The 20,855-nt window shown below is 34.4% G+C and carries 16 protein-coding genes; 11 read left to right on the top strand and 5 right to left on the bottom strand.

All coding sequences use genetic code 11. The annotated features are described in order from the left end of the window. Positions 1–14: 14 nt before the first annotated feature. From Q0871_RS16495 to Q0871_RS16480, 4 genes are all read left to right on the top strand, one after another. On the top strand, positions 15–701 hold the full coding sequence (locus Q0871_RS16495; RefSeq protein WP_068482968.1) for a TIGR00730 family Rossman fold protein: 687 nt from the start codon (positions 15–17) through the stop codon (positions 699–701). Positions 702–739: 38 nt separating this feature from the next. Continuing rightward, positions 740–3,559, top strand: a complete 2,820-nt coding sequence (locus tag Q0871_RS16490; RefSeq protein WP_299325606.1) for a metalloprotease — start codon at positions 740–742, stop codon at positions 3,557–3,559. 157 nt (positions 3,560–3,716) lie between these two features. Next, positions 3,717–6,128 (top strand): thiamine pyrophosphate-dependent enzyme, encoded by a 2,412-nt coding sequence (locus Q0871_RS16485; RefSeq protein ID WP_299325604.1) that lies wholly within the window; start codon positions 3,717–3,719, stop codon positions 6,126–6,128. 236 nt (positions 6,129–6,364) lie between these two features. Then, positions 6,365–6,742: a DoxX family protein gene (locus Q0871_RS16480; RefSeq protein ID WP_299325602.1), complete on the top strand. Its 378-nt coding sequence runs from the start codon at positions 6,365–6,367 to the stop codon at positions 6,740–6,742. 3 nt (positions 6,743–6,745) lie between these two features. Here Q0871_RS16480 and holA read toward each other — a convergent pair whose 3' ends face one another. Beyond that, the gene (gene holA, locus Q0871_RS16475; RefSeq protein WP_299325600.1) at positions 6,746–7,747 is read right to left on the bottom strand and encodes a DNA polymerase III subunit delta; all 1,002 of its coding nucleotides are present in this window, start codon (positions 7,745–7,747) and stop codon (positions 6,746–6,748) included. A gap of 26 nt (positions 7,748–7,773) precedes the next feature. Between holA and Q0871_RS16470 the strand changes: the two genes are divergently transcribed. The 3 genes from Q0871_RS16470 to Q0871_RS16460 all read left to right on the top strand — a co-directional run bounded on the left by Q0871_RS16470 (position 7,774) and on the right by Q0871_RS16460 (position 10,189). Then, a complete protein-coding gene (locus Q0871_RS16470) occupies positions 7,774–8,220 on the top strand; it encodes a type I restriction enzyme HsdR N-terminal domain-containing protein (RefSeq protein WP_299325597.1) in 447 nt (148 codons plus the stop codon). Positions 8,221–8,232: 12 nt separating this feature from the next. Next, positions 8,233–9,234 carry a glycosyltransferase family 2 protein gene (locus Q0871_RS16465; protein WP_299325595.1) on the top strand — a complete coding sequence of 334 codons (1,002 nt, stop codon included), beginning with the start codon at positions 8,233–8,235 and terminating at the stop codon, positions 9,232–9,234. A gap of 100 nt (positions 9,235–9,334) precedes the next feature. After that, entirely contained in the window at positions 9,335–10,189 is an 855-nt protein-coding gene (locus tag Q0871_RS16460; protein WP_073246774.1) for an OmpA family protein, read from the top strand. 77 nt (positions 10,190–10,266) lie between these two features. Here Q0871_RS16460 and Q0871_RS16455 read toward each other — a convergent pair whose 3' ends face one another. Both Q0871_RS16455 and Q0871_RS16450 read right to left on the bottom strand, forming a co-directional pair. Then, a complete protein-coding gene (locus Q0871_RS16455; RefSeq protein WP_299325591.1) occupies positions 10,267–10,890 on the bottom strand; it encodes an L-threonylcarbamoyladenylate synthase in 624 nt (207 codons plus the stop codon). Between the two features lie 45 nt (positions 10,891–10,935). Then, positions 10,936–13,263, bottom strand: coding sequence for an ATP-dependent helicase (locus Q0871_RS16450; RefSeq protein WP_299325589.1), 2,328 nt, complete (start codon positions 13,261–13,263; stop codon positions 10,936–10,938). 208 nt (positions 13,264–13,471) lie between these two features. Here Q0871_RS16450 and Q0871_RS16445 point away from each other — a divergent pair, with 208 nt between their 5' ends. The 4 genes from Q0871_RS16445 (at position 13,472) to Q0871_RS16430 (ending at position 17,741) form a co-directional block, all read left to right on the top strand. Further along, positions 13,472–14,782 (top strand): amidohydrolase, encoded by a 1,311-nt coding sequence (locus Q0871_RS16445; RefSeq protein ID WP_299325587.1) that lies wholly within the window; start codon positions 13,472–13,474, stop codon positions 14,780–14,782. 5 nt (positions 14,783–14,787) lie between these two features. Further along, entirely contained in the window at positions 14,788–16,344 is a 1,557-nt protein-coding gene (locus Q0871_RS16440) for an FMN-binding glutamate synthase family protein (RefSeq protein ID WP_299325585.1), read from the top strand. A gap of 25 nt (positions 16,345–16,369) precedes the next feature. After that, entirely contained in the window at positions 16,370–17,140 is a 771-nt protein-coding gene (locus Q0871_RS16435; RefSeq protein ID WP_299325583.1) for a hypothetical protein, read from the top strand. Positions 17,141–17,222: 82 nt separating this feature from the next. Next, complete coding sequence (locus Q0871_RS16430) at positions 17,223–17,741, top strand: hypothetical protein (RefSeq protein ID WP_133673845.1); 519 nt, start codon at positions 17,223–17,225, stop codon at positions 17,739–17,741. Between the two features lie 93 nt (positions 17,742–17,834). On the opposite strand, the gene Q0871_RS16425 is transcribed toward Q0871_RS16430, so the two are convergent. Both Q0871_RS16425 and Q0871_RS16420 read right to left on the bottom strand, forming a co-directional pair. Then, positions 17,835–18,749, bottom strand: a complete 915-nt coding sequence (locus Q0871_RS16425) for a patatin-like phospholipase family protein (protein ID WP_073246758.1) — start codon at positions 18,747–18,749, stop codon at positions 17,835–17,837. 2 nt (positions 18,750–18,751) lie between these two features. Next, positions 18,752–20,821, bottom strand: coding sequence for a M1 family metallopeptidase (locus tag Q0871_RS16420; protein ID WP_299325574.1), 2,070 nt, complete (start codon positions 20,819–20,821; stop codon positions 18,752–18,754). Positions 20,822–20,855: the final 34 nt, after the last annotated feature.

Here is a 20,855-nt window from a genome sequence, read left to right as displayed (position 1 = left end):
ATATAAAATAAAGAATGAGATCAGAAAAACATCATAAAGGCTGGAACGAAATAAAGACCAATGACTCTTGGGCTATTTTTAAAATAATGGGCGAGTTTGTAAATGGTTTTGAACGTATGAGTAAAATTGGACCATGTGTATCTATTTTTGGTTCTGCCAGAACAAAAGAAGAAGACCCATATTACAAACTAGCAGTATCAATTGCGAAATCTATTGCAGAAGCAGGTTACGGAGTTATTACCGGTGGTGGACCAGGTATTATGGAAGCTGGAAATAGAGGTGCAAACCTTGCCGGTGGTACATCTGTAGGTTTAAATATCGACTTACCTTTTGAGCAACATGACAATCCGTATATCGATAATGACAAGAGTTTAGATTTCGATTACTTCTTCGTAAGAAAGGTAATGTTCGTAAAATACTCTCAAGGTTTTGTGGTTATGCCCGGCGGATTTGGAACATTAGATGAGCTTTTTGAAGCCATTACATTAATACAAACGCATAAAATAGGGAAATTCCCTATTATTTTAGTGGGTAGTGAATTCTGGACCGGACTTATGGATTGGGTAAAAGGCACTATGCTTAAAATGGGAACTATTAGTCCTGAAGATTTAAATCTTATTAAAATAGTAGATACAGAAGAAGAGGTTGTTGAAATTATAGATTCATTTTATAAAGGGCACAGCATGAGTCCTAATTTTTAATTCAGACCTTGACACACAATTTAAAATTACTTTTCTGCTTGTGCATAGTAACATTAGTTACCAATGTAGCTACTTGCTATGCACAGTATGAAACAGAACTTACCGTTAGCCTAAACGAGTATACCAATGAATTGGATATTCGTCAAGAATTCACCTATTACAACAAGTCTAACTACAACTTAGGTGTCATTTATTTTAATGATTGGGCAAATGCCTATTCAGATAAAAACACAGGACTAGCGAAGAGATTTGCCCAAGAATTTAAAAAATCGCTTCATTTAGCAAAAGCGGATGAACGAGGGAAAACCACTATTATTAGTGTTGTCGATGATTCTTACAACGGACTAGAATGGAGCAGAACAGAAGGTAAAGATATTTTAAAAGTCACGTTAGACGATTTATTATTGCCAAATACATCAACAAAAATTTTCATCACCTATAAGGTGAAATTACCACCAAATAAATACACTCCTTATGGCTACGGTAGCAGAGGTGATTACTACCTAAAAGATTGGTATTTAACACCGGCTGTATATGATGGTAAATGGCATTTATATTCAAATAAAAATCTTGAGGATCTTTATATGAACGAAACTAATACCACCATTAATTTCAAATATCCAGATAGCTTATACCTTGCTTCAAACTTTGATGTAGATAATGAATCATCATTCCCAAACGGACAATTTGCCAAATTAAAAGGAAACTTACAGCGTGGCGGAGAAATTATTCTGAATACACAAAAAAAATTCTATACGCATAGAACACCGTACATGACTTTTTTGACAGATTTTAGCGCACCTAGATATAGCCCAATTGGTCAAGGTCTATCAATAAATAAAGTCGCTAATTTCATTCATACCAACCTTGGCGACTATCCTCATGAAAAAATATTGGTTAGTGAACTCGATTATAATAAAGACCCACTTTATGGCATAAATCAACTACCCTCATTTATACGGCCTTATCAAGAACAATTTCAATTTGAAATGAAATTCTTAAAAACGTCAATCAATAGTATATTAAGGGAAACTATGTTCTTAAACCCTCGTAAAGAACAATGGTTAAATAGCGCTATTGCCAATTATTTAATGATAGCGTATATAGAGCAATACTACCCAGACCAAAAATTAATGGGTAAACTTTCTAAAATATGGGGCTTTAGAAGTTTTGAATTGGCAAAGATGGATTTTAATGATCAGTATTCTTTTTTATATAATCTAACTGCCCGAAAAAATTTAGATCAAGCACTTCAAACGTCAAACGATTCGCTTATAAAATTTAATCAGAAAATAGCAAATAAGTATAAGGCTGGTTTAGGCTTGGCATATTTAGCTGATTACATTGGCAAAGATCATGTAGACCAAAGTATTAAGACATTTTTTGAATACTATCAACTAAACACGGTAAAGGTTCATGATTTTGAATCGATTTTAAAACGTTCTACCGAACAAGATATCAATTGGTTTTTTAAAGATTATGTTTCTACAGATCGTAAAATTGACTTTAAAATTAAAAAAGTAAAGAAAAAAACAGATTCATTACATGTAACCATAAAAAATAAAGAAGGTACCAATGTGCCCATTTCTGTATTCGGACTTAAAAAAGATTCGGTAGTTTCTGAATATTGGTTCAAAGATATTGAGTTAGAAGAAACCTTCTCTATACCTAATAAAGAAGAGGATAGACTGGTGTTAAATTATGATCAAAAAATACCAGAATTCAATCAACGTGACAATTGGAAATCTTTAAAAGGATTTTTATCAAGTAACAAAAAATTAAAGTTCACCTTCTTTAAAGATGCCGAAAACCCATATTACAATCAAGTATTCTATGTTCCTGTTTTAAGTTTTAATGTTTATGATGGTTGGACCCCAGGTATGCGTTTGTATAACAAAACCTTACTGGAAAGACCATTTGTATATGACTTCTCACCCTCTTACTCTTTTAAAGAAAAAGCATTCGTAGGATCTGGAAAGTTCAGTTATAGAAAATACCTCAGTAAAAGCGGGTTATATGTTGCGCAATATAATATAGGTGCCGGCACCTCTCACTTTAATGAAAACTCTAGGTATTCATCTATAACTCCCTCGGTAAGCTTTGGTTTTAGACCAGCAGATTTATTATCGAACAAAAGAGAGTTTTTATCCTTCAGATATGTAAACATTTTTAGAGATTTTGACCCTGCACTTTTAAGTTTAGCGAATGACCCCGAAAACCCTGATTACAGTGTATTTAACGCACGATATACCAGTAGAAATAATGGCATATTAGATTATAATTCCTGGTTTGCAGATTTTCAATTAGCAGGCAGTTTTAGTAAGTTATCGTTTGAATATGAATATCGAAAACTATTTGAAAACAACAGGCAATTAAATCTTCGATTTTTTGCGGGTAAATTTCTTAGCAACAATACAGAGACAGATTTCTTCAGCTTTGCCCTTGACCGCCCAACAGATTATCTTTTTGATTACGGATATTTAGGACGCTCAGAAGATTCGGGTATTTACAGTCAGCAAATTATTATCGCCGAAGGCGGATTTAAATCCTTCTTAGACCAGCGTTACAGATTCTCCAATGATTGGATGGCGACCGTCAACGGTAGTTTTAATGTGTGGAAATGGATTGAATTATACGGAGATGCCGGTTTGGTAAAAAATAAAGGGCTTGATGGTAAGTTTGTTTATGATTCTGGTGTACGTTTAAATCTAGTAACCGACTACTTCGAACTCTACCTACCCTTACACTCCAATAATGGTTGGGAAATTTCTCAGCCTAACTACGGCGAGAGAATTAGATTTATTATTACCGTTAGTCCAAAAACCCTCACAGGACTATTCACAAGAAAATGGTTTTAAACTATCAAATCTTAATACGGATAGTATTTCTAATAGCTTAAATTCAGATATTTTCAATAAAATATCAAATTTGTTGAAAAATATGGAATAAATTAACTGGCTACAGCGTTGCTAAAAAGTACTTGATTCGGTAATTTTGTATAAACACGTATAATACATGGATGTTTCTTCTAAAACCAGTAATGACATTTCTTTTGAAGATTTCAAAGAACAAATTATCAATGACTATGAAGTCGCTTTTTTAAGCAGAACCTGTAGCTTATTGGGAAGAAAAGAAGTCCTTACCGGTAAAGCAAAGTTCGGCATCTTTGGAGACGGAAAAGAGCTACCACAATTAGCAATGGCCCGTTCTTTTAAAAATGGTGATTTTAGAAGTGGTTACTACAGAGACCAAACATTCATGATGGCATTAGGTCTTTTGCAACCTAAAGAATTCTTTCACGCATTATACGCTACAACTGATATAGAAAAAGAACCAATGAGTGCCGGTAGGCAAATGGGAGGTCACTTTTTAACGCATAGTTTAAATGCAGATGGCAGTTGGAAAGATTTAACAAAACAAAAAAACAGTAGTGGAGATATTTCATGTACTGCAGGGCAAATGCCACGTCTTTTAGGATTGGCCCAAGCATCTAAGGTATATAGAAATCAAAAAGGTTTAGATAGCGCCAAGTTTTCGGTAGACGGAAACGAAATTGCATGGGGCACCATTGGTAATGCTAGTACTAGTGAAGGCATGTTTTTTGAAACTATAAATGCAGCAGGTGTTCTACAAGTACCCATGGTAATAAGTATTTGGGATGATGAATATGGCATCTCGGTACCCGCAAAATTTCACACTACAAAAGAAAATATTTCAGAAATTCTTTCAGGTTTTCAAAGAACTGAAACCGAAAAAGGATATGAAATCTTAAGAGTAAAAGGTTGGGACTATACTGCATTAATGCATGCCTATGAAAATGCGGCAGACATTGCAAGACAAGAACATGTACCGGTATTAATTCATGTAAACGAATTAACGCAGCCTCAAGGTCACTCTACTTCTGGCTCACATGAGCGCTATAAAGACAATAAGCGTTTAGAATGGGAACGTGACCATGATTGTAATAAACGTTTTAAAGAATGGATTTTAGATTCTGGCATTGCTACTTCAGAAGAATTAGAATCTATTGAAAAAAGAATTAAGCGTAGCGTTAGAGAAGCTAAAAAACAAGCTTGGGATGAGTATTTGAAAGACAACCTAACTGAGAAGTCTGTTTTAATCAACATAATAGAAAAAGCAGCTTCTAAAAGTGCCAACAAGAATTTCCTAAATAAATTAAAGAATGATTTAATTGCAGTTGAAGAGCCACTTAGAAAAGATTTGGCAATTTCAGCAAGAAAATCTTTACGTTATTTACTAGGAGAAAATACGCAAGAAAAGCAAGATTTAATTCAATGGACTTCTACTTTTCTAAAAGAATCTCAGAATAAATTCAGCTCGTATCTTTATAGTGAGAATGACAATAAAGCGACAAACATTACTGCCATTACCCCAATATACAATGACGATGAAGAGCAGGTAGATGGTAGAGTTATTCTTAGAGACAATTTTGACAAGTTATTTGAAAAATATCCTAACACCCTAATTTTTGGAGAAGATACAGGTGCCATTGGTGATGTAAACCAAGGTCTTGAGGGTATGCAAGAAAAATATGGTAAAATACGAGTTGCAGATACCGGTATACGCGAAACAACTATAATTGGTCAAGGAATAGGTATGGCGTTAAGAGGTCTTAGACCAATTGCCGAAATTCAATACTTAGATTATATATTTTACGCGCTATCTACTCTTACAGATGATTTAGCCACATTACTATATAGAACAGCTGGTAAGCAAAAAGCACCGTTAATCATTAGAACAAGAGGTCACAGACTAGAAGGTATTTGGCATTCGGGATCAGAAATGGGCGGATTAATACATTTATTGAGAGGAATGTATATTTTGGCTCCAAGAAACATGACACAAGCTGCCGGTTTTTACAACACACTTTTAAAGAGTGATGAACCTGCATTGGTTATAGAAAGTTTAAACGGATATAGATTAAAGGAAAAGAAACCTAAAAATCTTGGTGAGTTTTGTACTCCCATCGGTAGAGTTGAAACCATAAAAGAAGGTTGCGATATTACTTTGGTCTCTTATGGATCAACATTGCGTATCGTTGAAAAAGCAGCCAAAGAATTAATTGAGGTTGGTATTGATGCCGAAGTAATAGATGCGCAAACGTTATTACCATTTGATATTGAAATGGAAGTATTAGAAAGTGTTAAAAAGACAAACCGTTTATTAGTAATAGATGAAGATGTACCTGGCGGATGTTCTGCATATCTTTTAAACGAAATTTTAGAAAAACAAGGTGCATTTGAGTATTTAGACAGTTCACCACAAACCTTAAGTGCAAAAGCACATAGACCTGCTTACGGTACTGATGGCGATTATTTTTCTAAACCAAATAGAGAAGATATTTTTGAAAAGGTATATGCGATAATGCATGAAGTCAATCCTAATGACTATCCAAAATTACGCTAATTACGACACTTTTAAGTAAGAAAAATCCCATGTAAATTGGGATTTTTTTAGGCTCTAATTTCTTGCTCAAAAATATTTATATAATTTATTAAAAGTTAGATACCTCTCAAACTACTGAAAACTAAGCGACACGAATATTTCATTTAAAAAAATAAGTCATTTGACACTATACGAACATCAACATATCTGAAAAAACAAAAAAAAATCGATACTTTTAAGGAATATAATGAGTATTCATGAAAAACACTTTATTAAAAGATATTGGTCTAGCTTTTTTTAGAATAGCAATTTCAGCCATGATGTTAACCCATGGTCTTCCTAAATTTCAAAAGCTTATTGCTGGTGATTTCCAATTTGCTGATCCTTTTGGTATTGGTGCAGCCCCTTCATTATTTTTAGCTGTAATAGGCGAGTTCATTTGCCCTATTTTAATCATTATAGGTTTTAAATCGCGTTTGGCAGCAATACCTGCAGCTATTACAATGGCAGTTGCGGCATTTGTTGCTCATGGTGCCGATGATTTCAGTACAAAAGAAAAGGCATTGTTTTATTTAGTAGCTTTTATAACTATATCATTAGTAGGTCCCGGTAAATTCGGAATCGACAAAAAGTAATCGCTATACTATTTTATAAAGTAGTTCTTTAAGTAAATCGGCTTCCTTCATTGGCGTTGCCCCTACTCCTTTTCCTTTTAAATCCATTTCACGAAGACTAGAAATGATTCCACTTACTTTCTTCATTGGGTAATTACGTGCCGCAGTTTGTATTTCACTTACAAAGTAAGGGTTAATACGTAATGCACTAGCTACACTTTTAGGCGAATGATCAGAAAGTCCGTGATACTGTAACAACTGTGTGAAAAATGAATGTAATAAGGTAATCGTTAATATAAATGGATTGTCTTTCGGGTTCTGAGCAAAGTAATTGATAATTTTAGTCGCTTTCACGATGTCTCTATCACCAATAGCCCTTTTCAACTCAAAATTATTATAATCTTTACTGATACCAATATGCTCTTCAATATGCTGAGGGTTTATCTCTGTCTGTTTGGGAAGAACTAATTTTAGCTTATCAAGTTCTTTGCTAATCTTACCTAAATCGGTACCCAAATATTCTACCAGCAATAAAGCAGCTTTGTGAGATATGGTGTATCCTCGGCTTACCAAATGCTTTCTTAGCCAATCGCTAACCTGGTTCTCATATAATTTTTTACTCTCAAAAACTACACCGTTCTTTTTAATAATCTTGTGTAGCTTTTTACGCTTATCTAACTTCTTGTATTTATAACAAATAACAAGTACGGTAGATTGCTGTGGATTCTCAGCATACGAACAAAGATTCTCTATAGTACGTGAAAGGTGTTGTGCCTCTTTTACTATAACGACTTGACGTTCGGCCATCATCGGGTAGCGTTTTGCATTACCTACAATATCTTCAATAGAAACATCGCGACCATAAAGCACCATTTGGTTGAAACCCTTCTCTTCTTCGGTCAACACATTGGCACCTATATAATCAGAAATTTTATCAATAAAATAAGCTTCTTCCCCATAGAGGAAATAAATAGGGCTGATCTGCCCTTTCTTAATTGCATTGACTATTTGTACGGCTTCATCCATTCAGAAAAAATCATCAACTTTGTATAATGCAGCCACTAAATTTCCCTAGCCACACTTTCAGGATCAAAAATAGCGAAAATAGAACCTTGATCTTTGACGTTATACGTAAAAAATTTTTAGTGCTTACTCCCGAAGAGTGGGTTCGGCAACATGTAGTTCAGTTTCTTATACAAGAAAAGAAATATCCTTTGAGTCATATCAACGTTGAAAAGCAAATAACACTTAACGGTTTAAAGAAAAGATATGATGTGGTCGTATTTAAACCAAATGGTGAACTTCTTATACTAGTAGAATGCAAAGCACCCGAAGTTTCAATATCTCAAATGACCTTTGATCAAATAGCTCAATACAATTTTAAATTGAATGCTACTTACTTAATGGTCACGAACGGACTCTCTCATTATTACTGCCAAACAGACTTTGTTGCGGAAAAATATGTATTTATGCAAGAGATTCCTGATTTTAGCCGTTAATTTGCGATCGTTTTGAAGATAGCCGTAGTCATATTAAACTGGAATGGTGAAGTGCTTTTAGAAAGGTACTTGCCCTCTGTTATCAATGATTCTCCTGATGCAGATATATACGTAGCAGACAACGCTTCAACAGATGGCTCTGTTGCATTTATCAAAGCCAACTATCCAACAGTTAAAATTATTCAAAATACCATAAACGGAGGCTTTACAAAAGGCTATAATGATGCATTAAAATATGTTGACGCGGATATATATTGTCTTTTAAACTCAGATGTAGAAGTTTCCCCTAATTGGCTTACTCCTATTATAGAGACATTTACTAATGTACCTGAAGCTGCTATTATACAACCCAAGATTTTAGATCTACTTAAAAAAGATCATTTTGAATATGCTGGTGCCGCTGGTGGTTTCATTGACCAACTAGGGTATCCGTTCTGTAGAGGCAGAGTTTTTCAGACCTTAGAAAAAGATGAAGGTCAATACGATGACATAAGAGAAATATTTTGGGCTACCGGAGCCTGTATGTTCATCAAAAAAGAAGTATTTCATGAATTAAAAGGCTTCGATGAAGATTACTTCGCCCATCAAGAAGAAGTAGATTTATGCTGGCGTGCAAAAAACCATGGTTATAAAATATTTTATGTAGGCACATCTAGTGTTTATCACTTAGGCGGTTCTACACTTAGTAATATGAACCCGAAAAAAACTTATCTCAATTTCAGAAACACATTATTCTCTATCACCAAAAACCTTCCTAGAAGAAAAGCTTTTGTAATTATTTTCTTAAGATTACTCTTAGATGGTATAGCGGCAATACGATTTCTTTTCCAGTTAAGATTTAAACACTTTTTCGCTATTTTTAGGGCGCATTTAAGCTTTTACAGACAGTTTAGGAAAATGTATAAAAAGAGAGAAAAAACCCAATTTCTCAGAAAATATTACGCTACGAAGTCCATAGTATGGTCTTACTTCGTACATAGGATAAGCAATTTTAACATTTTAGTAAAAGATTAACTAACATGTCATATAAGTAACTTTGTAATTATATAATTTTGAAGTCGCTTAGATGCGAAAAATTGAGTAAACCACTAAATTAGTATAATAGAATAGAATTATGAAAAAAGTATTATTAGGATGTCTTGCAGTAACGCTTTTACTTTCATCTTGTGTATCTTCAAAAAAGTATGCAGATCTTGAAGCTAAGCACAAAAGTGCACAAGATTTATTGAATTCAGCGACAGTAAAATTAAATGATTGTTTAGAAGAAAAAGCAACTGCTTCATCTAGACTTCAAACTTTAGAAGATCAGAATTCGTTTTTAAAGGCAAACAACCAAGAGTTAATCAACAACATGGGTAACTTAACAACTTTGACTACCAAAGGTGCTGAAAACTTAGAGAAGTCATTAGAGAGCTTACAAGAAAAAGATTTAACTATTCGTAAGTTAAATGATGCTATTACACGTAGAGATTCTGTAAACCTTTCTTTGGTACAGAGCTTAAAAGGTGTTTTAGGAAACTTGGATGATGAGGATATCGAAATTAGCGTTGAAAAAGGTGTTGTTTTCGTTTCTATTTCAGACAAATTATTATTTAGCAGCGGTAGCTACAATGTTACAAGCAGAGCTAAAGAAGTATTAGGTAAAGTTGCTAAAGTTGTAAACAACAAGCCTGATTTTGAATTCTTAGTAGAAGGTCACACAGACAACGTACCTTATAGAGGTAACGGTTCTTTATTAGACAACTGGGATTTAAGTGTTAAACGTGCTACTGCTGTTGTACGTATACTTCAAAATGATTTCAATGTAGACCCTAAGCGTATGACTGCCGCAGGTAGGTCAGAATATGTTCCAATTTCTACAACTGAAAAATCTAAAAATAGAAGAACTCGTATCGTTGTTCTTCCAAAAATTGATCAGTTCTACAGCATGATTGAAGAAGGAATGAAAGATCCTGCAATCAACAAATAATACATGATTAGTATATAAAATTAAAGCGGCTCAATTGAGCCGCTTTTTTTATGCTTATAATTTAGGTAAGAGACTATCTATATAATATCTAAACTTCCTTTACCCTCACGAATAACTTCTGGTAATCCGCCTGTAGAAACGTCTATAATCGTAGAACCAACATTGCCGCCGTAACCACCATCTATAACAACATCAACAAGATTATCCCATTTCTCATAAATTAATTCTGGATCGGTAGTATACTCCAATACATCATCTTCATCATGAATAGAAGTTGAAACAATAGGGTTACCTAATTCTTCAACCAAAGCTTTAACAATACTATTATCTGGCACGCGAATACCAACGGTTTTCTTCTTTTTAAATTCTTTCGGTAGATTATTATTACCTGGTAAAATGAACGTATAAGGCCCTGGTAAAGCTCTTTTCAATATTTTGAATGTAGCAGTATCAATTTGCCTAACATAATCTGAAAGATTACTAAGATCTGTACATATAAAAGACCAATTTGCTTTCGCTAATTTTATACCTTTTATACGAGCAATTTTCTCTAATGCCTTGGTATTTGTAATGTCACAACCTAAACCGTAAACCGTATCGGTTGGATAAATAACCAAGCCACCTTTACGCAATACCGCCACTACCCTTTTAATTTCTTTAGGGTTAGGGTTCTCTTCGTATATTTTAATGAATTCTGCCATTGCATTTAGGTTTAAAAAACCTAGTTGATATTAAATATAATAAATCTATCCCAATACCTCTAACTTGGCAAAGCGAAGCAATAGTTTTTTAATATCGCCTTTATCGAACATTATTTCTGCTTTTCTATCATTACCTGAACCTTCTATCTTTACTACCTTACCACGACCAAAACGGGTATGATTAATTAAAGAACCTACAGTAAGATTAGGATCAATTTTATTGGTATTTCCTACTGGCTCTGCCAATTGTGGTTTTAATTTACGTAATTTTTTAAGCTGACCGGTATTAGGCTGCCCTACAATTGGCGGTGTACCTCTTGCTGGTTTTTGTTGACGTAATCTACTCTTATCTACTTCACCAAAAATATCTGCATTTATAAGCGATTTATATCTATAACCTCCATCTACAGGTGTAAGATTCTCAACATACTTCTCATCTATTTCCTCTAAGAATCGACTAGGTTCTGCATCTATCAATTTACCCCAACGATATCTATTCTGGGTATATGTTAAATACGCTTGTTTCTCTGCCCTTGTCAAAGCAACATAGAACAACCTTCGCTCCTCTTCCAATTCACTACGCGTACTCATACTCATACCAGACGGAAACAAATCTTCTTCCATACCAACAATGTATACGTACGGAAATTCAAGTCCTTTTGCCAAGTGAATGGTCATCAATGCAACCCTATCGTCATCACCAGTATCATTATCCAAATCGGTAGCAAGTGCAACATCTTCTAAGAATTCGCTAATGTTTCCTGTTGCTTCATCAATCTCTTTCTGACCCTCAACAAAATCTTTTATACCATTTAATAGCTCTTCAATATTCTCCATTTTACCAATACCTTCAGGAGTTCCATCCTTCTTAAACTCTAAAAGAACACCGGTTTTTTTGGCTACATGTTCAGATAATGCAAAGGCATCTACAGTTTGGTTCATGACCTGAAAACTCTTGATCATGGTTACAAAGTCTGTTAATTTACGTTTAGTACCCGCATTTATTTTTAAATCGATGCGGTCTATATTTTCCATAACCTCAAAAATGGAACGGTTGTAATGATTGGCAGCAACAACTAATCTATCGAGAGTAGTACCACCAATACCCCTTGCAGGGAAGTTTATCACCCTTTTTAAAGCTTCTTCATCTTTAGGATTAATGACCAAACGCAAGTAAGACAACACATCTTTAATTTCTTTACGTTGGTAAAATGAGAGTCCGCCATAAATACGATACGGAATATCTCTTTTACGCAAGGCATCTTCCATAGCCCTAGATTGGGAGTTTGTTCTATATAATATACAAAATTGACCATTGGTCATTTGTTGTTGCATTCTATGTTCCCAAATAGAATTTGCTACAAACCTACCTTCTTCGGCATCGGTAGTACTTCTATGAATTTTAATAGCGGGACCATCATCATTATCCGTCCAAACTACTTTTTCAATTTGATTTTGATTTTTTCCGATTACGGAGTTCGCAGCGTTTACAATATTTCGGGTAGAACGGTAATTTTGCTCTAAACGATACATACCTACATTATCGTAATCTTTTTGAAAATTCAAAATATTACTAATATTGGCTCCCCTAAAAGAATAAATACTTTGCGCATCATCCCCTACCACACATATATTCTGAAAACGATCAGCCAAAGCCTTTACGATTAAATATTGAGAGTGGTTAGTATCTTGATACTCATCAACCAATATGTATCTAAATCGATCTTGATACTTCGCCAACACATCAGGAAAACGTGTTAATAGCTCGTTGGTTCGTAGCAGTAAATCATCAAAGTCCATCGCGCCTGCCTTATAACAACGTTCTACATAATTTTCGTATATATCACCTGTTCTAGGCTTTTTCGCCATAGCATCTTGCTCTACCAAATCTGCATCATTACGGTAAGCTTTTACCGTGATCAAACTATTCTTGAAAGAAGAAATTCTATTTTGAATCTGCTTGTATTTATAAATATCCTTATCAAGCCCCATTTCCTTAATAATCGAAGCTAATAATCGCTGAGAATCTTGCGTATCATAAATGGTAAAATTGGCTGGATATCCTAGTTTATCACCATCAATACGTAATAACTTTGCAAAAACGGAGTGAAAAGTTCCCATCCAAAGATTTTTTGCTTCAGCATTACCCACAATATTAGCAATACGTGCCTTCATTTCACGTGCTGCCTTATTGGTAAATGTTAACGATAAAATATTAAAAGAATCTACCCCCTGTGCCATAAGGTGTGCAATTCTATAAGTTAGTACACGAGTTTTACCCGACCCAGCACCAGCAATAACCATTAAAGGTCCGTCTTTATGCAAAACAGGAGCCTTTTGGGCATCGTTCAATTCATCTATAAATGAGCTCAAATTTTCTTTCTTTTAGTGATGTAAATTTAGCCATAATTGAGGGATAGTAAAAGTGAAGTGTTTTAGATTTGTAAACAATAGATGGTATTTCTTTTCATTTTGAATATATTTAAACTTTAATTCCGCAAAAAGAGAATACCAGTTGATGCATTTAAGTCTTAAATGACCCACTGAAACATAGAGAACATTTTAATATTAAATACTGATTATGAGAAAACTAGGTTTATTGGCCCTCGTTCTTTTCGGTTTTACCGTTCAGGCACAAGGACCAAATCTTGAAAAAGACTACATAGCTATTGAAAGCAAGGTAGTTGATTGGAGAAGAGAAATTCATCAGAATCCGGAATTAGGGAATCGTGAATTCAAAACAGCAGAAAAAATTGCCAAGCATTTAAAATCTTTGGGAATTGAAGTTCAAACTGGTGTTGCGCATACCGGTGTAGTTGGTCTTCTAAAGGGAGATTTACCTGGTAAAGTAGTAGCATTAAGAGCAGATATAGATGCCTTACCGGTTACAGAGCGTAACGATTTACCGTATAAGTCAAATGTAACTTCTGAATTTATGGGTGAAAAAGTAGGAGTTATGCATGCTTGTGGGCATGATACGCATACAGCTATTTTAATGGGAGTTGCAGAAGTAATGTCTAAAAACAAGGATAAGATAAAAGGAACTGTGAAGTTTATCTTTCAACCAGCAGAAGAAGGACCGCCACCAGGTGAAGAAGGTGGAGCTCTTTTAATGGTAAAAGAAGGTGTCATGAACAGCCCAAAAGTAGATGCAATTTTCGGATTACACATTAACTCTCAAACTCCGGTTGGGGTCATTCGTTACAAATCTGGTGGTACAATGGCCGCTGCTCAACAATTTGTTATAAATGTAAAAGGAAAACAATCTCACGGTTCTCAACCATGGTCAGGTGTTGATCCAATTTTGATTAGCGCTAAAATTATCGATGGTCTACAAACAATTATCAGTAGAGAAACAGACCTAACCAATGAAGCCGCAGTAATTACAGTTGGTAAAATTAAAAGTGGTGTACGTTTTAATATTATACCTGAATCTGCAGAGATGATAGGTACAATTAGAACGTTAGACTATGACATGAAAGACAAGCTTAACGCCCGTATGGTAGAAATGGTTAGTGATATTGCCAAAGCCTACGGTGGTGAAGCTACATGTGTAATTACTGATGCAACAGATATTACGTATAACAATCCTGAACTAGTAGAACAAATGCTTCCTACTATTAAAAGAGTAGCTGGTGATGAAAATGTTCAATTTCAAAAAGCAGTAACCGGTGCCGAAGATTTCTCATATTTTCAAAGAGAAGCACCAGGATTCTTCTTTTTCTTAGGAGGAATGACCCCTGGAACAACAGAATCATTTCCGCACCATACACCAGATTTTTTGATTGATGATAGCGGATTACTTTTAGGAGTTCGCACATTAACAGAAATGAGTTTAGATTACCTAAATAGTGACCAAACACCACTTCTAGATATAAAACCAAAAGGATAATTTTGATGAACGATTTTTTAAATGCTATTCCAAGTCCACCATGGTGGACTTGGATTTTTTTATTTCTTTTCATAGTTGCGATCTGGGATATTTTTATTCAGAAACGGCATACCATTAAACATAACTTTCCTGTTGTAGGGCATCTACGCTATTGGTTAGAAAGTATTGGTCCGGAAATGCGCCAATATTTTGTTGCTAATAACAGAGAAGAGTTACCTTTTAACAGAATTGAAAGAGGCTGGATCTATGCTTCTGCAAAGAAAGAGAACAACTACGAAGGGTTTGGTTCTGATCGAGATTTATATGCCCATCAGCATATATTCGTCAAAAACAGAATGATGGGTTACGAAGTACCTTCTGGGCACCCAAATGATTCAGAACCCAACTTTATTCCATGTGCCAAAGTTATAGGTCAGCACAACAACCGTAGAAAACCATTTAGACCAGGTAGTGTTGTAAATGTATCTGCAATGAGTTTTGGTTCATTATCAGCAGCAGCTGTAGAAGCAATGAACAAAGGAGTTAAAAAAGCGGGAGCTTATCATAATACTGGTGAAGGTGGTTTATCACCTTACCATAAACATGGTGGTGATATTGTATTTCACTTTGGTACCGGTTATTTCGGTGTAAGAACCGAAGATGGCAATTTCTCAATGGAGAAAATGAAAAAGCTAGTTGAGGACAATCCGTGTATAAAAGCTATTGAAATAAAATTATCTCAAGGTGCAAAACCAGGAAAAGGCGGAGTATTACCTGGAGCAAAAATCACCCCTGAACTTGCCGAAATTAGAGGTGTTGAAGTTGGTAAAGATGTATTATCACCAGCTACGCACAAAGCATTTTCTAATGTAACCGAGCTAATGGCACTTATAGAAGATATCGCCAATGAAACAGGTTTACCAGTAGGAATTAAAGGTGCTATAGGAAAGCTAGATCAGTGGGAAGAATTGGCTGATTTGATGGTAGCTACAGGTAAAGGTCCTGATTTCATTACCGTAGATGGTGGTGAAGGTGGTACTGGTGCCGCTCCCCCATCATTTGCCGATCACGTATCATTACCATGGGTATATGGTTTCTCTAGCTTGTATAGAGTTTTCTTAAACAGACATCTTACCGAACGTATTGTATTTATAGGGTCAGGTAAATTAGGTTTCCCTGCAAAAGCTGCCATGGCATTTGCAATGGGTGTAGATTGTATAAATGTTGCTCGTGAAGCTATGATGAGTATTGGTTGTATTCAAGCGCAAGTTTGCCATACCAATACCTGTCCAACAGGTATTGCGACCCAAAGTAAATGGTTACAAAAAGGTATTAATGTGCCTTTAAAATCAGACAGACTAGCGCAATATTTTAATACGTTCAGAAAAGAATTTTTAGAAATTACACATGCTGCTGGCTATGAACACCCTAGTCAATTTACAATGGACGATGTGCAAGTTAACGTAGATGATAACGACCTAAATAAAAGTTTAGCCTCTACTTACGGCTATAATAAAGCAAAAGTACCGTTTACAGGAGTTCAACAATTAAAAGACTGTTCGTATCTTGGCGGCAAAATTTAGATTAACCTATTTAATGCATATTCATATGAAACGTTTTTTTATTTATTCAGCTATATTTCTTTTAGGATTAAATGCGATTCAGGCTCAGAAAAAAAGTGAACTGATTAAACAGAATCAAGAATTAAAATATAAACTAGATTCTATATCTAGAATGGTCAGCACTTCTCAGCACAATGAAAAGTTGGCAGATCAACGTTCGAATGAGTATCAATCTCAAGTGACGGAGCTACAAGATGCAAACGCTACATTAATGAAGAACTTGAATAGTTTTGCAGCCTTATCTAGTCAGAATTCTGAGAACATCAATAAGACCATGGCTGCTTTAGATAGAAAAGAAAAGCAACTAAAAGGTGTTACAGATGCTGTTGCTAGTAATGATTCTACCGCTGTTGTAATATTGACAAACGCAAAGCAAGTTTTAGGAGAAAATGCAAAAGTTGGTGTAGCTGATGGCTCTGTAATTATTTCTGAAAAACTAGACTATTTTTTTACCGATGGTGTTGGCGTTAATCTGTCTAGCGAATCAATGGGATGGATAGAAAATGTGGCGAAGGTTGCAAATGCAAATCCTAATAGTGTTATTACTGTTGCTAGTTTAAATATTACTGGCGAAATGAATATTGCCATACAGCAAGCGACGGCAGTTGCTAGTATTTTAATAAAAGACTTTGGTGTAAATGGTGAACGAATTATAGCTGTTGCTCAAGATGGTGGCTTACGAGAATCACTACAAATAAAGTTTCAACCAGATTATAAAGCATTTTATGATATGGCTAAGGGAGACGCTAAAAACTAAATACTTGTATTTCATCGATAAAACACTATACTAATTGAGAAATTTGGACGTTCTTATTTCGTAATTAATAACTAATTAAAAAATGAACTCCGACCAAATTTTTCAACTTTTCGCTTATTTAATACCTTCAGTTGTTACTGGTGCAATAGCTTTCTATTTCTTTAGAATGCATACTAATAATGAAGAAGGTAGAAGACGTTTTCTTTTACATAAAGATTCTCAAAAAGACACGCTACCAGTTCGTTTACAAGCTTATGAAAGAATGGCGTTATTCTTAGAACGTATTGCAATACCTAGCTTAGTAGTGCGTGTAGCGCCACAAAGTGATGATAAAAACGCATATGAGAATTTGTTAGTTAAAAGTATAGAAACTGAGTTTGACCATAACCTTTCGCAGCAAATTTACATGACAGATGAATGTTGGAATATTATTAAAGCGGCAAAAAGTGCAACGATTCAAATGATCAGAAAAGCAGCAATGAGTAATACAGAAACTGCGGATAAACTGAGAGAAGATATTTTAAACGAAACAATGGACAAAACTTCACCATCTGCTACTGCCCTATCTTTTGTAAAAAGAGAAATTGGCGACTTATGGTAGAAATTAAAATTATACTGAAATAAAAAAATGCTTTCCGGATGGAAAGCATTTTTTGTTTGTAGCTATACATTTAAGCCTATTTTTCAGAGAACACTATTCATGCTCGTTGGGTTCTATTGGGTTTGTTTCTTCATTCTTATTTTTAGCATACAGATAACCTCTCTTCCACCACAGTGTCATTTTTGCTTTATCGAATATTAAAGAATTGGTAGTTAATATTGTTGGTGTATAGAAAAGATTGATAATGGCATTCTTTTGATTAGCAACCAATTTACCTATTCTAATATTTTGATTTTCAATTCGATCAAGAATAAAACTCAACATATTCGTAATTAGCTCGAACGGATTACGAGATGCCACCCTATTCATATAATTTACTTCGGTATGTAAGACAACAACATCTACCTCAGTTGCGCCTCTTTTAATTGCCTCTTCGATAGGTACAATACTACCTAAACCACCATCGGCATACTCACAATAATTTTTACGAACCAAACTCATAAACGGCGTGTAGTTGGCTGAAATCCATATCCAATCGCAATAATCTTCGTACGTACAATCTTTAATAGATTTATACTCTACTTGATTCAATGATAAATTAGAAACGGTTATAACAACATCAGAATCTCCGTTTTTTAAAGTTTCAAACTCCTCAATAGTTAGACTGTTCTCAATAAGCTTACGCAAATTTTCACTTTCACCAAAAGTCTTTTTACCGCTCATGAAATTTCTAAGAACATTCCAGTGATTTATAGAAATCTCTTCGTTGCCTCGAATATTCTTTACCAAAAAAGGACAATTATTAAATATGCTTTTTTGATTAACATTAGAATAAATTTCTTTAATCTTATCTAGCTTACCCAAAGCTAAATGAGAAATAAGTAAGCTCCCCGTAGAAGTGCCTACAAAAATATCATACTTTTTTCCTTGTTCTTGAATAAGGTATTGGGCAACACCACCTGCAAAGGCTCCTTTACTACCACCACCAGAAATAACCAATGCTTTCATTATTACTTTAATTTCGTTTTAAGATAACGCAAATCTGATGAATTTAGTTGAATTGCTACCTTTTCAATTTCTTTTTTCTGTTCTTCATCATTCCATAAGGTATCAAATAACTGTCTGGCATAATTTCTAAACTGCCAAGAATGATGGTTGGTTGCCTTTATCAAATTTATATAAGCATCATCATTGAGGGCTTTAATTTCAGATAAATACTGAAACGCTGTTTGCCGAACTTCTGGATTATAAATAGTGTTAGTATAACCAACAAGCTCTCGATGATAATAAACACTTTCTGTAGGATTATAATCAGGAGTAAACAATGCCAATGTCAGCCAAAGCAAACGCACATTCTTATTTGGCAAACCAATTATATCTTTAGTTTTTTCTAGATAAGTACTTCTATCATAATCAAAACTGGACCATAGATTATAAAGCATTAATTCATCGGTAATATAACTATCATCTAATAACAACGGCTCTGCATACTCTTTTAAACCCTCAGGAATTACACCCATTTTCTGAGCAATAAATTGCCGTATTCTAATATCTTCACTAGCAATTAAAGGCAAAAGTTCTAATTCAGGAAAATCACCTTTTTGTTGAAGCAATTCTAACTTCAATTCCGTAGCTAATTCTGAATCGTTTAAAATTTCAGGGGAATTAAAATTTTTCTCATCATCATGTTTTAAGACATAATACATTCTTACTGATGAACTATTTTTCATTAAATAATCTTTCGCAGCATCAATTGGAAATACGTCTCCTTCTAACCAAATAGCTTTAAAATCACTTAAATCATAATTGCAAGTTTCCTCCATTTCAGCAATAAATTCTGCAACAGTCACATTTTGGAACTGATATTTATTCAAGTAATTTCTAATTCCGGTTTTAAAATTCTCTTCTCCTATTTTATCTTTTAAGACAGCTAAAGCCCAAGCTCCTTTTTCATAGAAAGTTAGGCTACTAGCTTTCGGGTTCAATAAGCTCTCCCCTTCACCTTTTTCTGAAATATTATTAAGAGTTTTAGACGTTTCAAATAACTTCCAGAAAAAATGATCATCACCAAAAATCTCCTTCTCAGCCAAATATGCGTAGTAAGTAGCAAAACCCTCATGTAACCAATGATGCTCGCTGTTTTTTTCGGTAACAAAATTACCAAACCATTGATGCGCCAATTCATGTGCATTAATGTTCACATAATTTCTATCAATAAACGAAGTGGAATCAATGACATAAGCATCAGAGAAAAAAGTAGCGCTAGTATTTTCCATACCGGCATATAAAAAATCATGTACAGGAACCTGCTTATAATCTTGCCAAGGATACCCCACGCCAATTTCATTTTCTAAAAAATCAAATATCCTTTTTGTATATCTATAAGTAGGTTCCACTTTTAGACTATCATTAGGGTAATAGTAATTTTCAATTCTTACTCCGCTATCAGATTTCAAAACTTGCTTATTGTAATTGCCTATAGCGAACGCCAACAAATAACTACTCATTGGTTTTTTCATATCAAATAACCAAATAGCATCTTCCTCATCATTATCAGTTTTTAAAAGTAGGTTACCATTCGCAATTACTTGATATTTTTTATCGGCTTCAATTGTAAAATCAAATTCTACCTTTTCTTCCATATCATCAAAACTAGGGAGCCAATGGCTGGTGTATTTTCCTTGCCCTTGCGTCCATATTTGTTCATTGCCTTCCACATCATCATCCCAACCAATGAAATAGACCGTTTGTTTGGGTTTCGCCACATATTCAAGAAACAGTTTATGCGATTCTCCCTTTTTGAATTTATGTTTAATGGAAATTGTCTTTTCTGTAGCAGTAAAAACTATCTTTTTCCCATCAAGTTCTACTTTTGAAAAATCCATATTCTTTGCATCAAAAAATACGGAATCAACATTTTGTAACACATTAAAACGATAGATCACTCCACCTTTTATCTTTTTCTCTTTAGGTAATGGACCTAAGTAAACCTTCCCTTTTATAAAATCTACTTTATCTTGATGTTGACCATAAGAACTGAAATAAAAACAAAGAATAAAGGCTAGAACTATTTTTTTCATACAAATTAATAAGCTAGTAGAAACTCAAATTTAA

It is taken from the genome of uncultured Maribacter sp., assembly GCF_947500985.1.
GTDB lineage: Bacteria > Bacteroidota > Bacteroidia > Flavobacteriales > Flavobacteriaceae > Maribacter.
This window is presented reverse-complemented; position numbering and strand designations above follow the sequence as displayed.

Excerpts from the sequence above, each read along its gene's own strand:
- Q0871_RS16495 (WP_068482968.1), top strand. The coding sequence starts at position 15 with ATGAGATCAGAAAAACATCATAAAGGCTGGAACGAAATAAAGACCAAT.
- Q0871_RS16485 (WP_299325604.1), top strand. The coding sequence starts at position 3,717 with ATGGATGTTTCTTCTAAAACCAGTAATGACATTTCTTTTGAAGATTTC.
- Q0871_RS16480 (WP_299325602.1), top strand. The coding sequence starts at position 6,365 with ATGAAAAACACTTTATTAAAAGATATTGGTCTAGCTTTTTTTAGAATA.
- holA (WP_299325600.1), bottom strand. The coding sequence starts at position 7,747 with ATGGATGAAGCCGTACAAATAGTCAATGCAATTAAGAAAGGGCAGATC.
- Q0871_RS16470 (WP_299325597.1), top strand. The coding sequence starts at position 7,774 with ATGCAGCCACTAAATTTCCCTAGCCACACTTTCAGGATCAAAAATAGC.
- Q0871_RS16460 (WP_073246774.1), top strand. The coding sequence starts at position 9,335 with ATGAAAAAAGTATTATTAGGATGTCTTGCAGTAACGCTTTTACTTTCA.
- Q0871_RS16455 (WP_299325591.1), bottom strand. The coding sequence starts at position 10,890 with ATGGCAGAATTCATTAAAATATACGAAGAGAACCCTAACCCTAAAGAA.
- Q0871_RS16445 (WP_299325587.1), top strand. The coding sequence starts at position 13,472 with ATGAGAAAACTAGGTTTATTGGCCCTCGTTCTTTTCGGTTTTACCGTT.
- Q0871_RS16440 (WP_299325585.1), top strand. The coding sequence starts at position 14,788 with ATGAACGATTTTTTAAATGCTATTCCAAGTCCACCATGGTGGACTTGG.
- Q0871_RS16435 (WP_299325583.1), top strand. The coding sequence starts at position 16,370 with ATGAAACGTTTTTTTATTTATTCAGCTATATTTCTTTTAGGATTAAAT.
- Q0871_RS16430 (WP_133673845.1), top strand. The coding sequence starts at position 17,223 with ATGAACTCCGACCAAATTTTTCAACTTTTCGCTTATTTAATACCTTCA.
- Q0871_RS16425 (WP_073246758.1), bottom strand. The coding sequence starts at position 18,749 with ATGAAAGCATTGGTTATTTCTGGTGGTGGTAGTAAAGGAGCCTTTGCA.
- Q0871_RS16420 (WP_299325574.1), bottom strand. The coding sequence starts at position 20,821 with ATGAAAAAAATAGTTCTAGCCTTTATTCTTTGTTTTTATTTCAGTTCT.